Below are 15600 nucleotides of genomic sequence, written 5' to 3'. Positions count from 1 at the left end.
TAGAATACGCCTCCCCGCCCGAATAGCTCAGCCGGTTAGAGCACTTGACTGTTAATCAGGGGGTCGTTGGTTCGAGTCCAACTTCGGGCGCCAAGATGTTCAAAAAGCCGCGACATGTCGCGGCTTTTTGTTTGCTTGCTTATCGGCCCGCACAGCTGGCAAGGGTGGTATAGCGCACGGTGCGGGCTCTTCCAGAGTTGTTGACCACGACGTCGGCGAGTCGCCGAGCGTTGCTGCAGAGACTGATGGTGACGTTTGTTCCGCTGCTGCGGCCATTCGGCAGGAAGCGGACGATCGATCGTCCAGCTGTACTGGTGATGTTGATGCCGCCGGTGGCGGAGGTATGCTCCACTCTGATCACGGACGCGGCACTTAGCGGCTGCCCGGCGTGATCTGGATCCTTGAAGAGGATCCATCCGCGGCTCCAGTCGCGATCTGTGTGGCAACGCGTGCCGTCTGCAGACGGGCAAATGCTGACAGGCGCGCTTTGGCTCACGGCGAGGCCTCTGGCCATCGCAAGATGCGCCGTCAGCGAGTGCACGAGCGTGGTTGCTCGCTGCCACTCGATTAGGCTTTTGACGCTGGGTAACCCTATGGCTGTACCGATGCCGATGACCGCCATCACGATCAGCAACTGGACTGCGGTGTACCCTCTCGCGCTCGAATGAGTCACTGCCCGCATCGCACCTCTCCTTAGGGTCGAGCGAGCAGTCTCAACGTTGACCGGCGGCCAGGTAACGCCTGCTTCACTCATGCAGGCGTCAGACTTTTCCTGACACTGACCTCCGATATTTCGTGCAGCCTTCCCCCGAGATTCGCTCCATGACCGACCGTTTTGAGCTCGTATCCCCGTACTCCCCGGCCGGCGACCAGCCGGCGGCCATCGACAAGCTGGTGGCCAACTTCGAGGCTGGCCTGGCCAAGCAGACCCTGCTTGGGGTGACCGGCTCGGGCAAGACCTACACCATCGCCAACGTCGTGCAGCAGGTGCAGAAGCCCACTTTGGTGATGGCGCCGAACAAGACGTTGGCGGCGCAGCTGTATGGCGAGTTCAAGTCGTTCTTCCCGAACAATGCCGTCGAATACTTCGTCAGCTATTACGACTACTACCAGCCCGAAGCCTACGTGCCGTCGTCGGATACCTTCATCGAGAAAGACAGTTCGATCAACGAGCACATCGAGCAGATGCGTCTATCGGCGACGAAGACCTTGCTGTCGCGGCGCGATTCGCTGGTGGTTGCCACGGTATCGGCGATCTATGGCCTGGGCGCGCCGGAGGACTATCTGTCGCTGCGCCTGATCCTGTCGGTGGGCGAACACATCGATCAACGTCAGTTGATCCGCCATCTCACCGATCTGCAGTACACCCGCAACGAATTCGAGCTCACACGCGGCGCGTTCCGCGTGCGTGGCGAGGTGCTGGATGTGTTCCCGGCGGAGTCGGACACCGAAGCCTTGCGCATCGAATTGTTCGACGGCGACATCGAGCAGCTCACTTTGTTCGATCCCTTGACCGGCGAAACCCTGCGCAAGCTGCAGCGTTACACCGTGTATCCCAAGACCCATTACGCCACCACGCGCGAGCGCACGCTCAGTGCGGTCGACACGATCAAGGACGAACTGAAGGAGCGGCTGGAGCAGTTGTATTCGCAGAATAAATTGGTCGAAGCGCAGCGTCTGGCGCAGCGCACCCAGTTCGATCTGGAAATGATGGCCGAAGTGGGCTTCTGCAACGGCATCGAGAACTACTCGCGGCATCTCACCGGCAAGGCGCCAGGCGAGCCGCCGCCGACGCTATTCGACTACTTGCCACCGGATGCGCTACTGGTGATCGATGAGTCGCACGTGACCATTCCGCAGATCGGTGCGATGTACAAGGGCGACCGTTCGCGCAAGGAAACGTTGGTGGAGTTCGGCTTCCGCCTGCCGTCGGCGCTCGACAACCGGCCGTTGCGCTTCGAAGAGTGGGAGGCGCGTTCGCCGCGCAGCATCTATGTGTCCGCGACGCCTGGTCCTTACGAGTTACGCGAGTCTGCCGGCGAAATCACCGAGCTGGTGGTGCGTCCCACGGGGTTGATCGATCCGATCGTGGAGATACGCCCGGTCGGCACGCAGGTCGACGACCTGATGTCCGAAGTTCACGAGCGCATCAAGCTCGGCGATCGCGTGTTGGTCACAACGCTGACCAAGCGCATGGCTGAGAACCTGACCGAGTACCTGAGTGAGCACGGCATTCGCGTGCGCTATCTGCACTCGGATATCGATACGGTCGAGCGCGTGGAGATCATTCGCGATCTGCGTCTGGGCAAGTTCGACGTGCTGGTCGGCATCAATCTTCTGCGCGAAGGTCTGGACATGCCGGAAGTGTCATTGGTGGCGATTCTGGATGCGGACAAGGAAGGCTTCCTGCGGTCGACCGGCTCGTTGATCCAGACCATCGGTCGTGCCGCACGCAATCTGCGCGGCAAGGCAATTTTGTATGCCGACAAGATGACGCGCTCGATGAAGGCTGCGATCGACGAGACCGACCGTCGTCGCGAGAAGCAGGTGGAGTACAACCTCGAACACGGCATCACGCCGAAGTCGGTGGCGCGCCCGATCTCCGACATCATGGAGGGCGCGCGCGAGGATGCGGCCGAAAAACGTGCCGGCAAGGGGCGGTCGAAGTCGCGTCAGGTTGCCGAAGAGACGCCCGACTATCGTGCGATGAAGCCTGCGGAAATTGCCGGCAAGCTCAAGAGCCTGGAGCAAAAGATGTATCAGCACGCCAAGGATCTGGAGTTCGAGGCAGCGGCGCAGATTCGCGACCAGATCCAGAAATTGAAGGCGGCAAGCCTGGGGTAGGGCGGAGTGGCACACGAAGCGCAGGGAGGGCTTGTGGTCGGCAAAACCCTGCGCTAGAATGCGCGCCCTGCACAGCGCAATGCTGACGCAGGATTCGGGCGGTTAGCTCAGCGGTAGAGCACTACCTTGACATGGTAGGGGTCACAGGTTCGAACCCTGTACCGCCCACCACTTCAAGTCCAGAAAGCAAGGGCTTGAGTGGGTAAGAGACTGGTAGCAGCAGCTGCCATTGACCTGGACGTGAGCGACTCAGAGGCTGGTGCAGCTCAGGTAGGCCTTCTTCCAAGTCCTAGACATCCAAACCACTTCCTTCTTCGCCTCGTCAAAATACGTCGAATCGAACGCGTGTAACTGTGGGTGTGGCCAGCTGCGTGACGACCTGGCAAGCCCGACATTTCCCGCGCAGGTGCACCGCATGGCGCAACCGTATCGCGATGGTAGGGCGGAAAGCATCTGGTATGAACCATGCCGTTGCCAGTGCGGCGTAATCTTCGCCGAGCGCCCCCATTCGATTGCCGCCGTGCAACCTGCCAGCTCGCGATCTAGCTCGATCGCGTGCCGCGCATGAGGTGGTCGTCCAATGCTGATAGCGCTGAAACGGCCGGCCGACGCTTGTTTGGCCGCAGCCGACCCGGCAGAAAGGTCGAACCAGGTTCGCCAGCTCGGGTCCTGAAGCGAGGCAGGTTGGCTTGTGCGGTCATGCGTGTCGCCGAAACCGCTTTCTCCGTCACACGTCTTGCTTTAGCATCGCCTCCGCGCTGACGGAAAGGAAGGCTGGCGATGGACGAGTATCAGCACACCGTGCTGACCAGGGGTAGGTACCGCATTGTGGCGATTACGCGCGACGAGGTGTATGCACCCGATGCGGTGGTGGCGTATGCGGTCGTGACCGATGCGGGAACGCGAATAACGCCGGATCTTTCTTTGGATCAAGCCAACGTATGGATCGACTCGCTCGTCGAAAGTGAGAGCGGGGGCCGCAAGACGGACCTGATCGACCACAAGCCTGTCGTCCGTCGCTAGAACGCCGTCCAGATACAAGCCTAGGGAGAAGGGCGCATGTCCAAAGCCAAAATAATCGCGATCGCCACTGCGGTGGCGGTGCTCGCCGGATATCTGCTGTCCGGCTATGTGACCCTGCTGCTGCTGCGGCTCGATACAAGCCTGTACAGCTGGGACACCTATTACCGCTACTACAGCGCGTTGGAGTTGCCGCAAGTTGCTGCCTATGCCACCAAGATCAAGATGTCTGGTGTCATCGGCTTCGGTTTTCCGGCACTCGTTTGGATCATCGGCATTGCCCTGATTCTCAAGCCCAAGACGCCCGCGCTGCACGGCGATGCGCGCTTCGCCGGGGCTGCCGATCTTGCCAAGCACGGGCTCTTCAAGCCGAGTGGGAACGGCATCGTCGTCGGCAAATTCAACGGCAAGCTGGTGCGTCTGAGCGGGCAGCAATTCGTGATCCTCGCCGCGCCAACGCGCTCGGGCAAGGGTGTGGGTGTGGTCATCCCGAACCTGCTTGAGTACCAGGAATCGATCGTTGTGCTGGACATCAAGCAGGAAAACTTCGATCTGACCAGCGGCTGGCGTGCCAGCCAGGGGCAAGAGGTCTTTCTGTTTAACCCGTTTGCCGAAGACCGGCGCACGCATCGCTGGAATCCGCTGACTTACGTGTCGAACGATCCCGCGTTTCGCGTCTCGGATCTGATGAGCATTGCCGCCATGCTGTACCCGGATGGATCGGACGACCAAAAATTCTGGGTCAGCCAGGCGCGCAATGCGTTCTTGGCCTTTGCCCTGTACTTGTTCGAGAATCAGGACGAAGAGCTTGCTCTCGGCTTTCCGGGCGGGGCAGGCGCTCCCACGCTGGGTGGAATCTACCGCCTGTCGTCGGGCGACGGTAGCGACCTCAAGAAGTACTTGAAGTCACTGTCAGAGCGCCGGTTCCTCAGCAGCAATGCCAAGTCGGCCTTTTCCAATATGCTGTCCCAGGCGGATGAGACCTTCGCGTCCATCATGGGCACCCTGAAAGAACCGCTCAATGCATGGATCAACCCTGTGCTGGATGCGGCCACCAGCGCCGACGACTTCCTTCTGACGGATCTACGCAAGAAGAAGATGACGATCTACATCGGCATCCAGCCCAACAAGCTGGCCGAAAGCCGTCTGATCATCAATCTGCTCTTCAGTCAGATCATCAACCTCAACACCCGCGAGTTGCCGAAGTCCAACCCAGAACTCAAGTACCAGTGCTTACTGCTCATGGACGAATTCACCTCGATCGGCAAAGTCGACATCATCGCGACGGCGGTCGCCTACATGGCCGGCTACAACATCCGTCTGTTGCCCATCATCCAGAGCATGGCGCAGCTGGATGCGACTTATGGCAAGGACCTGTCGCGCACCATCATCACCAACCACGCCTTGCAGATTCTGTACGCGCCGCGCGAACAGCAGGACGCGAATGACTACTCGGAGATGTTGGGCTATACGACGATTAAGAAGAAAAACATCACCCGGGGCCGGGAGACAACCCGCAGCGTGTCGGAAGAGCGGCGGGCATTGATGTTGCCCCAGGAACTCAAGGCGATGGGCAACGAGAAGGAAGTGTTCCTGTACGAGGGCATCCCGCATCCTGTGAAATGCGAGAAAATAAAGTACTACGAAGATAAGTACTTCACTTCACGACTGCTTGCTAAGACAAAAGTATCAATTCTTGACATAAAAACGTGACATGCGTCACTTATTTATGATAATTTCTCATAAATTAGTGAGCTGCATCACTTTTGGCTTGACTGTTGGTCCGTAAGTAGGCAGATTGCGCGGCAGGGATGGCAATCTGGCGGTAGCTCGATCTGCTGGCTTGTTCAGGAATGGGGTTACATGGAGTGTAAAAATATTTTATGTGTGACGAAACATTCTTGTCCAAATCTTTTACAAGCGTTCGCCTTACTAGCGGGCGATTTGTTATGCCTGAAATACTTGGAAGGTCCTCGGTTTTTAGAGTTGGTCCGCTGAAAGCTAAAAACCTGCCGTCGCAGGCGCGAAAGAAAAATGTTCTATTGGTTATGGAGATTAGGGCGTGAAAAGAGGTCATTCGTTGAAAATCCTATGTCTTATGCTGACCATGCTTGCGCTAGCGTCCTGTGCAACAAAGCCTGCTGCAGATTTCGGCGGGAGATGGAAGCCGGTAAATCGTTTTGCAGAGACTCCGATGGAGTTGCCCCTGCATGCTTCTTACGTCTATCAGGCAACTCCGATGGACGGAACGCTTAAAACAATGTTGGAGCGTTGGGTCAAGGACTCAAACATGACGCTTGCTTACAACATCACTTCTGATTACACGCTTTACGCTGCGGTCGCAAAAATCGAAACAGCTAGCGTAAAGCAAGCGGTGGACGAGCTTAGTGTTGTTTATGCCGCCCAGGGAGTGCACGTTTCAGTTGTTGGAAATCAGATAGTGGTTCAGCCCGTCTCTCAGTCAGCTGGATGATGCCTCAGTTCTAGTCTCTGCGCTAATAAAATACGCAGCATTTTTGCAAAATAGGTGGAAGCGGATTACTTATGTTCCGTAAGAAAGAACCCAGTCATCAAGTTGATCAAGTGGTTGCTAAAGCGGTCAACTATGAGTTGACAATTGCAGATCTTGCGCAACGTAGCCAACGACGTGCCTGGATGGTGGCAACCACTTCGTTAGCGGTATCTGTCATGTTGGCAGGTGGTTATTACTACATGCTGCCGCTTAAGGAAAAAGTTCCTTATCTCGTGATAGCTGATGCTTCCACCGGAACTGCCACCGTTGCTCGCCTCCAAGGTGACTTCTACAACCAGCAGATCACCTCTAGTGAGGCGATAAATCGTAGTAACGTTGCGCAGTATGTGACTGCTCGCGAGTCCTACGATTCAGAGATTATGACACTGCGGGATTGGAATCTCGTTTTTATCATGTCTACTGCACAAGTGGGTGCTGGACATAAGCAGCTGTATATGGAAAATAACCCGGATAACCCTTTTCTGAAGTACGGAAAAGCAAAGTCGATTCGCGTTAAAATCTTAAGCATCACTCCCTTGGGGCAGCGAGCTTCCGGCGGATTTAGAGGGGCTGCTGTCAGAATACAGCGAAACCTGTATGAAAAAACTACTGGTATCTCGACTTTTATTGACAATAAGTTGATTACCTTGGCCTTTGACTACAATGATAATTTAAAGTTAGATGAGCAAGATCGGTTGCAGAATCCCTTGGGATTTCAAGTGACCGAATATCGCGTCGACAATGATTATGATAAGGCTCCGGCGGACGTAGGTGCGCCTGCCAATGGCCCGAGTGTGTCGGTTGTTGGCGTCCAGCCTCAGGTTATTGCAAACCCGAATTCAGACCTAGCTGCTCCCGCGATTGGCGTTGCAGTACCCACAACGACAGAGCCTGACGCGGCGAGATCGGCCGAAGGGATTTCGATTGGAACTGACGGAGCAAGAGGTCAATGAAGTATAGGAATAAATTGATAGTGTGGTTCTTGGCCGCGATAGCAGCAGTCGGATCAGCAGTTAGCGTTCATGCGCAAGCTGTTGACTATTACGACTATAAGGCTGATCAGATCTATCCGATCCGCGCTGGTTTAGGGATTACAACACAGATCGAACTGAATCCTAACGAGAAAATTCTCGACTACAGCACTGGATTCAGTAGTGGCTGGGAACTGACTCGTCGAGATAATGTTTTTTATCTAAAGCCGAAGAACGTCGATGTTGATACCAACATGATGGTCAGAACCGAAACGCACTCATATATCTTTGAACTCAAGGTTGTTGCTACTGACTGGCGTGAGCTCGAGCAGGCGCGTCGCGCCGGCGTTCAGTACAAGGTGGTTTTCAACTATCCTAGCGACTCGCAGTTCTCTGTCGCAAAGGACACAGCTGAAGGAGATGCGAAGCCTTTACTAAGTACCGAGCTATCCAAAGATAGGCAGTATTATTTCGATTATTCCTACGCTACGCGTAGTCGGCTGGGGTGGCTTGTACCAGTTAGCGCATACGATGATGGCCGATTTACGTACTTGAAGCTGACTGACTCAAGCAAGTTTCAGACAGGAAACTTCCCGGCAGTGTTCGGTCGTGAAAAAGAGCACGGCGAAGATTTTGTAGTTAATACCACAGTTGAAGGGAATGTATTGATTGTCCATGGGACATATCCCTATCTGGTTATCAGACATGGAAGTAATGTCATCGGTCTTCGGAGGAACGTAAAGAAATGAGCCAAAATAATCCTCCCGAGAATAATGAGGGTCGCCAGGATAATAGCGATAACGACCGCTCACAGTCTCCAAGCAGCGGCCAAGATCCTAATAATCCCTATTTTGCTCGCACTCAAGCGCAGCCGTTGCCAAACCTGGATGCTTCAGCTCCTGAACTTCGTTCGGTGGAAGATCAGCGCCTCAATAGAAAAGCGCTATTTTTCCTTGGTGCGATCGTGCTTGTTTTGCTTGTGCTCGCTTTTTTCCTTTATAAGAGCGCTACCAACCGAAATGCCGCGGAAGCAAAAAAAGAGCCTACGGCGACTATAACCGCTCCTAGTCTTCCCAAAATGGGGAACGCCCCGGCGCAGGTTGAAGTTCAGCAAGACGTTCCCCCCATTTCGCTTGCGACGCCCCCCCTTCCTCCCCCGCAAACTTCAGATTATCCGCAGCCGGTTTATGCACCGAGCAATAGTCCTGCTGGTCCAACATTGGCTGAGCGACGGATGGCATCCGCTGGAGGTAGTGGCGCTACCGGTTCTGGCGGCGGCAGCCCGATGAGTGCCGAAGAGTATTCCAATTCGATCTTGGCCGGTCTTAATCCTGCAAGCGAGGGAGGGGCGTCTGGCTCGGAGGAAGGTAGCGAGGCTGACAAGCAAAAGGTAACAAGCGCACAGTTCATTCGACATCCAGATGCATTGCTCGTCCGTGGAACTTATTTGCGATGCATTCTGGAAACTCGGGTGATCACCGACATCCCCGGTTTTACGTCGTGCCTTATCACTGAGCCGGTTTATTCAATAAACGGGCGGACGTTGTTGCTACCAAAAGGCTCAAAAATTTACGGGAGCTATAGCGGCGGTCCGACCGGACGACGTGTTTCCGTAATCTGGGATCGTATTACTACGCCGACAGGGATCGATGTGTCTATGTCAAGCCCTGGTATAGACGGCTTGGGTGGTGCTGGACATCCTGGGCAGTACGATGCGCACTGGGGCCAACGCTTGTCTTCGGCTTTGATGATTAGTTTGTTGGCAGATGCTTTTAAATATGCTGCTGCTGAGTACGGTCCCGAACAGACGACAGTTTCCCAGACGGGTGTTGAAGTTCAGTCGCCTTATGAAAGCGCTACTGCTAGAACGATGGAGCGTATTGCGAATGATGCGGCAACAGAAAGTATGAGGCGGCCAGCAACTGTCACTATTAATCAAGGTTCGCTGGTTAGTGTGTATGTTGCCAAAGATGTCGATTTTACAAACGTACTGCCAAGAAGGTAACGAGAACGCACGTGGACGTAGAAGTTTCGCCCGTCTCAAAAGCATCTAGTGAATTTCTTGAGTACCAGTACAGCGTGCTTGGTATTCAGGGATACATGCTGTCGTCAGAAGTAACTGAGATCTGCATAAATCGCCCTGGGGAAGTGTATTTGGAGACCCGTGGTGGTTGGGAGCGAGTAGAGGTGCCTGGCTTGACTTTTGAGCGCGCGCGTCAATTCTGTACAGCGGTGGTAAATGAAAGTAATACGGGTCAGCGCATCACCGACGCTGACCCGGTTGTTTCGTTAACTTTTCCAACTGGGCAGCGAGCGCAATTTGTCGTTCCTCCCGCATGTGACGCCGGTAAAGTCTCGATTACGATTCGTCTACCCTCTAAACACACTAAAACGCTTTCCCAGTACCAAGAGGATGGTTTCTTCGATCAGATATTGGAGCACAGCGGGGAGATCGGCGAGCATGATAAAGAACTCCTGATGCTTCGCCAATGCCGACAGTACGCAGAGTTTTTCAGGCAGGCTGTTCTCTATAAAAAGAATATTGTTGTGTCCGGAGCCACCGGTAGCGGTAAGACGACGTTTATGAAGTCCTTGGTCAACCATATTCCGGGGACTGAGCGTCTTGTGACGATCGAGGACGCACGTGAACTTTTTATTTCGCAGCCCAATGTTGTCCATCTCCTTTATTCAAAGGGCGGGCAAAGTGCAAGTAACGTCACGGCCAAGAGTTGTATGGAAGCTTGCTTACGTATGAAGCCCGATCGAATCATCCTGGCTGAGCTGCGTGGCGATGAGGCGTTCTATTTCATACGAAACTGTGCGTCTGGACATCCCGGGTCGATTACGAGTTGCCATGCAGGTAGCCCAGAGCAAACGTGGGATCAATTGGCATTGATGGTAAAAGCGTCTGTCGAGGGGTCTGGCTTGGAGTTTAATGTGATTAAGCGGTTGCTGATGATGACTATCGATATCGTAGTCCACATTAAGGCGCACGAAGGTCGTAGATACATCACCGGTATTGATTTTAATCCGGAGAGGAGCTTTCAATCATGATGAGGAAAAGGAACACGCTTTTTCCAGTCCTGGGTGAAATCACCTTGAGTATTTCTTTGCTCGAATCCACAGTCCGCTTAAATGTTGGCGACGAGAGAGGAGTATAGCGTGCTTCCTGGAATCGAAATGATGGCATGTGGAGAAATGGCTGCTCCGCTTTCGGTGATGCAGCACGTCGTCCACGTCGAGTCTTCTCATAATCCCTATGCTATTGGGGTTGTGGGGGGAAGACTTGTACGGCAGCCAAAGAATTTGGGCGAAGCACTATCCACTGTTCAGATGCTCCAGGAGAAAGGCTACAACTTTTCGCTTGGACTTGCTCAAGTAAATCGCTACAACCTATCGAAATATGGTTTGCAGTCTTATGAGCAAGCATTCCAGCAGTGCCCGAACTTGAAAGCCGGCTCCGCTATCCTTTCTGAATGCTATCAGCGCTCTGGAAAAGATTGGGGAAAGGCATTGAGTTGCTACTACTCAGGGAATTTTGTGACTGGTTTTCGGCATGGCTATGTGCAAAAGGTGTTCAATTCGATGGCACAAGCCAGTACGACGTCGGGTGCGGCTCCTATCCCGCTGATCGGCCAATTTCAGGGTCAAGTCCGGCAGCCGGTGAAATCAGTCAAAGCATCCCTCCAGTCGTTGCCGGATCGTGTGTTGTCGCGTGTGATAGATGACCGTTTACAGAGCGCTACCTCAGTACCGGAGCAAGATGTGGCTCAAGTATTTCCTCAAAATGCCGCTGGCATAGAGGCTGGGTTGAAGCGCGCAGACCAGGGCAGGGCAGTGGGCTCCTTCCCCCAGGCCCAGCGAAGTGCGGGGGGGGCACGCAAATGGCGGGTTCAAGGCCTGCAAACGCGTCACGATTGCCAAATGGCTCTCAAGCACCTCCAAGCCTTTCGGGCGACGGAGAAGTTGCCGTATTGATGAGTTCACAGGTACCGGTGATACTAGGTACCCTTCCAAAGCAAGCGGCCGCTGGCAGCGCTGCTGTTGTACCACCCCCTTCACAGCAGCAAAGTGTGAAAATAGGGGACGCGGCATTCGTTTTCTAGCCTCCGGCATGGCCGATCCGGTAGGTGCAGCACCATGTTGGGCCTTAACAAGGAGATTTACAATGAAACATGCCAAATTCACTTCCCCCGAAATCCAGCAAACCGCGAAGACCGTTGTTAAGTCGGCAATATTTGTTGCAGCCTTGTCTGCATCGTCAGCGTTCGCGCAAAACTTTGGTGGTACCGACACAAAGACCTGTGATTTTTTTACCAGTATCACCGGGATTCTCAACATCGCTTCGATCGCAGTGGTCACTATCGCCGTGATTTTTGCAGGTTATCAAATTGCCTTTGCACATAAGCGGATTGGCGATGTGGCGCCCATTTTGATCGGTGGTGTTCTGATTGGAGCAGCTGGCCAGATTGCTCGTATGCTGCTGGGTACTGGAGCTGGTGGCTCCTGCGGAGCGGTGAACGCATTTGTCACCCATAGCATGCCTTTCCTGACTGCTTGATATGAAGAAAAACGTCGTCTTCCGCGGTTGCACCAGGCCCGCAATGTTCTTGGGTGTGCCTTATGTTCCGTTTTTTATCGGTGCGGGCGGAACGCTTGTTTTCTCCATGTATACCAATTTGTTATACCTTTTTCTGATTCCTGTCATCATTTTCATAATGCGTCAAATGGCGCGGCGTGATGAGATGATTTTCCGCTTGTTGGGGTTACGCTGGCAGTTCAAATTCAGAGTGAGGAATGTTCGCGCCAACTCAGGGAAATGGATTTTTACACCCAATAGTTATCGGAAAAGTCCGCCACCGTGAAATCGGTGGGCTTTTGATAGTCTGGGGGTCGGCGTCGTTAGGCGCCGACTTCCTTGTGTTTTCAGTGTTACCCACAGGGGCTAGGTCAAGCTGATGTTCAACCCAGATACTTCCATAAGCGAATTCATTCCTTTCTCGTCTCATGTTGCGCCCAATGTAGTCAAGACGACTGGGGGCGACTACTTGCTGACATGGCACTTGGAAGGTTTGCCGTTTGTTGGTCGTGATGAATGGGAACTTGAACACCGGCATAATACCTTTAATAGATTGCTTCAGACCTTGCGAGCGCCAGATTTTGTGAATGTTGCTTTCTGGGTGCATGACGTGCGGCGCAGAAGAAAGCTTACTCAGAAAGGTAGTTACAGTAATTTATTTAACAGGCAGTTGTCTGAAAAATACTTTGAAATGTTGTCGTCTCAGCGGCTTATGCAAAACGAGCTCTATTTGACGATGCTTTACCGGCCAATGGTTGCCGGCAAGCGATTTGCAGAAAAATCTAAGGACATCAAGCGGTTGCAGGCCGCGCAAGAACAGGCTGTGGCGAAGCTGATCGAGCTCGCCGGCAACGTTGAGGCGGTCATCCGGGACTATGCTCCCTATCGCCTCGGTATCTATGAAGCAAAAAATGGGGTGGTCTTTTCAGAGACGTTAGAGTTCTTTGCTTATCTTATCAACCGAATTGATGAGCCGGTCCCAGTTTTAACTGCGCCAGTCAATGAATATTTGCCTGTTAGTCGGCATATGTTTTCCTCCAAAAGCGGTGATTACGTAATCAATACTCCTAATGGCGTAAACCATTTTGGCGCGCTTTTGAATGTCAAAGAGTATGCTGAGGGGACATATCCAGGAATTTTGAATGGATTGAAATACTTGGATTTTGAGTATGTGATTACGCATTCTTTTAGTCCTATCGGGCGTCAGGATGCTCTGCGCGTATTGGATCGTACAAAGGGAATGATGATCTCGTCCGGAGACAAAGCGGTTAGCCAGATCATAGAGCTGGATATGGCGATGGACCAGATTGCCTCCGGTAATTTCGTACTTGGTGAGTACCATTTCACGATGGCTGTTTATGCGGACAGTCAGGAAACCTTGACGCAAAATATCGCTTCTACGCGCGCGGAATTGTCAAACGGGGGGTTTGTGTCTGCTAAGGAAGACCTTGCAGTCGCATCGTCGTTTTATTCGCAGCTGCCGGGTAACTGGCGGTATCGCACACGCATCGCCAGTGTCAGTTCATTGAATTTTCTCGGTTTGTCGCCGCTCCATAATTTTGCGACGGGCAAGAGAAGTAACAATCCTTGGGGTGATTGTGTTACTACACTCCAGACCACGAATGGTCAGCCTTACTTCTTCAACTTTCATGCGACTCACCCGGGTGAAAATTCATTTGGAGAGAAAGCGATCGCCAATACAATGGTGATTGGTAAGTCTGGTACGGGTAAGACAGCACTTATCAACTTTTTGTTGAGTCAAGTGCAAAAGTATGAACCTGCGCCGACAATTTTCTTCTTTGACAAAGATCGTGGTGCCGAAATTTTCGTGCGCGCCTGCGGTGGCAATTATCTTGCGCTTGATAATGGGATGCCTACCGGTTTCAATCCATTCCAGTGCGAAAGAAATGAAAGTAATGTGCAGTTTTTAGCGGATTTGATTAAAGTGCTGGCAGGTAAGCGCGAATACAGTTCGAGAGAAGAAGAGGACATCTTCCGAGCGGTTGAAAATATGCTCGATACACCAATGCATCTGCGCAGCATGACTAACTTCCAGAAAAGCTTACCCAATATGGGTGATGACGGCTTGTTCGCACGTATGCGTCGATGGACCTCCGGTAACTCTCTTGGATGGGTGTTTGACAATCCCGTCGATACTATCGATTTGTCTCGCGCTAATATCATTGGTTTCGACTATACGGACGTCATCGATAATCCTGAAGTGCGTGTGCCAGTGATTAATTATCTGCTCCACAAGTTGGAGACTCTGATTGATGGTCGTCCGCTGATCTACGTCATGGATGAATTCTGGAAAATCCTTGATGGCGGCGGTGCCTTGAAAGACTTTGCGAAAAACAAGCAAAAAACCATTCGTAAACAGAATGGTCTAGGCATTTTCGCGACCCAGAGCCCAGAAGACGCCTTGAAGAGCGACATCTCGGCTGCGTTGATCGAGCAAACAGCGACGTTGATTCTTCTGCCTAATCCCAACGCGGATCGTGATGACTACATCAATGGATTGAAGTTAAGCGAGGCGGAGTATCAGGTTGTAATTGGATTAGACGAGCGCTCACGGTGTTTCCTTGTCAAACAAGGACACGCTTCCAGCGTTTGCCAGCTCAATCTACGAGGCATGGACGATGCATTAGCAGTGATTTCAGCCTCGACCGACAATATTGAAATCATGCATGCCTCAGTCAATGATGCGGCTGCTCGGCTACACGTCAACGCAAATGATGTACCGCCAAACGAGTGGCTGCCGGCTTTTTACAGGGATAGGAAGGGCTCCGGCAAAGGGAAAGTAGTAGTTTAGATAAGCGGTTGATTGTTTGATGCTTGATTCGGTAGCTGTTGTCGCAACTATGAATAATAGGAGAGTTTCCATGAGTCGTCAGTTGAAAGTTGGATTTCCAAAATTAAAAGCCCGGATCTTGGCGGTTTCTTTGTATGCCAGCCTTGGTTTGACCTTGGTGCCGCTTAATGCAGGAGCTACTGGCGTTCCGGTTATTGACGTGGCTGCGATTGGAGAATCTATCAGAAATATGCTTGCCACAGTGCAGCAGTGGGGCACTGAATACACTCAGTACACTGCTCAGTTTGACCTTCTTCAGAAGAACCTCGTTCAGTTGCAGTCGATGATTAGTACTTTTGGATTGCCAAGTGGCGTCAAACTTGAGCCGGTATCGGCCAACTTTGGATTTGAGCGTTGCGGTGGTGGCATCAGCTTTAGCTTATCGTCCATCACAAGCATGCTTAGTAGCTCTACCGGGTTTGCGAATAGTAATCCACGCGAGCAGCAAAAGCAGCTCTGCGTAGCGATTCAGTATATGAAGAATCAGCGTTACAACTACGTTGTCGGTTTTCTAGCTGAAACTATGCCGACTATGGATCAGAGTTTGAATAAATTGATGTCTTTGCGCAATTTCAGTGTAAAGCCTGGCGATCTGAATTCTTCAATGTATTCTTTAAATGATACCAATGCGCGCATGACCAAGACTTTTGAGCAGGTGAATAATCAAGTCAAGGGGTATGATACGTATATCGCCGCGTTAGAAGATAATCAGCGCGCCCTGACGCAAGATATGCTGCGTGGTAAACAGAGTATATTGGGGACAGTTGTGAAAACTGCTGCTCTCGCTAAAGCGCTGGAAGACTAGTGAGTGGAGTTGTCGAAA

The 15600-nt window shown here is 52.7% G+C and carries 14 protein-coding genes and 2 tRNA genes; 15 read left to right on the top strand and 1 reads right to left on the bottom strand.

The annotated features are described in order from the left end of the window. Positions 1-16: 16 nt before the first annotated feature. A tRNA-Asn gene (locus ACZZ0O_RS19415) sits at positions 17-93 on the top strand. A gap of 46 nt (positions 94-139) precedes the next feature. On the opposite strand, the gene ACZZ0O_RS19410 is transcribed toward ACZZ0O_RS19415, so the two are convergent. Continuing rightward, on the bottom strand, positions 140-682 hold the full coding sequence (locus ACZZ0O_RS19410; RefSeq protein ID WP_463591603.1) for a GspH/FimT family pseudopilin: 543 nt from the start codon (positions 680-682) through the stop codon (positions 140-142). 140 nt (positions 683-822) lie between these two features. On the opposite strand from ACZZ0O_RS19410, the gene uvrB reads away from it, so the two are divergent. The 14 genes from uvrB to ACZZ0O_RS19340 all read left to right on the top strand — a co-directional run bounded on the left by uvrB (position 823) and on the right by ACZZ0O_RS19340 (position 15582). Continuing rightward, complete coding sequence (gene uvrB / locus ACZZ0O_RS19405; protein WP_055850131.1) at positions 823-2844, top strand: excinuclease ABC subunit UvrB; 2022 nt, start codon at positions 823-825, stop codon at positions 2842-2844. A gap of 96 nt (positions 2845-2940) precedes the next feature. Next, a tRNA-Val gene (locus ACZZ0O_RS19400) sits at positions 2941-3015 on the top strand. Positions 3016-3624: 609 nt separating this feature from the next. Continuing rightward, on the top strand, positions 3625-3867 hold the full coding sequence (locus ACZZ0O_RS19395) for a hypothetical protein (protein WP_323537288.1): 243 nt from the start codon (positions 3625-3627) through the stop codon (positions 3865-3867). 36 nt (positions 3868-3903) lie between these two features. Beyond that, the gene (locus ACZZ0O_RS19390; RefSeq protein WP_463591602.1) at positions 3904-5577 is read left to right on the top strand and encodes a type IV secretory system conjugative DNA transfer family protein; all 1674 of its coding nucleotides are present in this window, start codon (positions 3904-3906) and stop codon (positions 5575-5577) included. Between the two features lie 385 nt (positions 5578-5962). Next, on the top strand, positions 5963-6337 hold the full coding sequence (locus ACZZ0O_RS19385; protein ID WP_055850137.1) for a hypothetical protein: 375 nt from the start codon (positions 5963-5965) through the stop codon (positions 6335-6337). 71 nt (positions 6338-6408) lie between these two features. Continuing rightward, positions 6409-7329, top strand: a complete 921-nt coding sequence (locus ACZZ0O_RS19380) for a VirB8 family type IV secretion system protein (RefSeq protein ID WP_463591601.1) — start codon at positions 6409-6411, stop codon at positions 7327-7329. Beyond that, the gene (locus tag ACZZ0O_RS19375; RefSeq protein WP_463591600.1) at positions 7326-8096 is read left to right on the top strand and encodes a TrbG/VirB9 family P-type conjugative transfer protein; all 771 of its coding nucleotides are present in this window, start codon (positions 7326-7328) and stop codon (positions 8094-8096) included. Before ACZZ0O_RS19380 ends, ACZZ0O_RS19375 begins: the two co-directional genes overlap by 4 nt. Then, positions 8093-9352, top strand: a complete 1260-nt coding sequence (locus ACZZ0O_RS19370) for a TraB/TrbI/VirB10 family type IV secretion system protein (RefSeq protein ID WP_463591599.1) — start codon at positions 8093-8095, stop codon at positions 9350-9352. Before ACZZ0O_RS19375 ends, ACZZ0O_RS19370 begins: the two co-directional genes overlap by 4 nt. 11 nt (positions 9353-9363) lie before the next feature. Next, positions 9364-10401 (top strand): P-type DNA transfer ATPase VirB11, encoded by a 1038-nt coding sequence (virB11, locus tag ACZZ0O_RS19365; RefSeq protein ID WP_463591598.1) that lies wholly within the window; start codon positions 9364-9366, stop codon positions 10399-10401. A gap of 108 nt (positions 10402-10509) precedes the next feature. Next, the gene (locus ACZZ0O_RS19360; protein WP_463602912.1) at positions 10510-11325 is read left to right on the top strand and encodes a lytic transglycosylase domain-containing protein; all 816 of its coding nucleotides are present in this window, start codon (positions 10510-10512) and stop codon (positions 11323-11325) included. A gap of 190 nt (positions 11326-11515) precedes the next feature. Beyond that, complete coding sequence (locus tag ACZZ0O_RS19355) at positions 11516-11908, top strand: TrbC/VirB2 family protein (protein WP_463591596.1); 393 nt, start codon at positions 11516-11518, stop codon at positions 11906-11908. Between the two features lies 1 nt (position 11909). Beyond that, positions 11910-12212, top strand: a complete 303-nt coding sequence (locus tag ACZZ0O_RS19350) for a VirB3 family type IV secretion system protein (protein ID WP_055850146.1) — start codon at positions 11910-11912, stop codon at positions 12210-12212. 93 nt (positions 12213-12305) lie between these two features. After that, entirely contained in the window at positions 12306-14738 is a 2433-nt protein-coding gene (locus tag ACZZ0O_RS19345) for a VirB4 family type IV secretion/conjugal transfer ATPase (protein ID WP_463591595.1), read from the top strand. 70 nt (positions 14739-14808) lie between these two features. After that, positions 14809-15582 carry a hypothetical protein gene (locus ACZZ0O_RS19340; protein WP_463591594.1) on the top strand — a complete coding sequence of 258 codons (774 nt, stop codon included), beginning with the start codon at positions 14809-14811 and terminating at the stop codon, positions 15580-15582. Positions 15583-15600: the final 18 nt, after the last annotated feature.

It is taken from the genome of Xanthomonas sp. AC360 (assembly GCF_979258225.1).
This window is presented reverse-complemented; position numbering and strand designations above follow the sequence as displayed.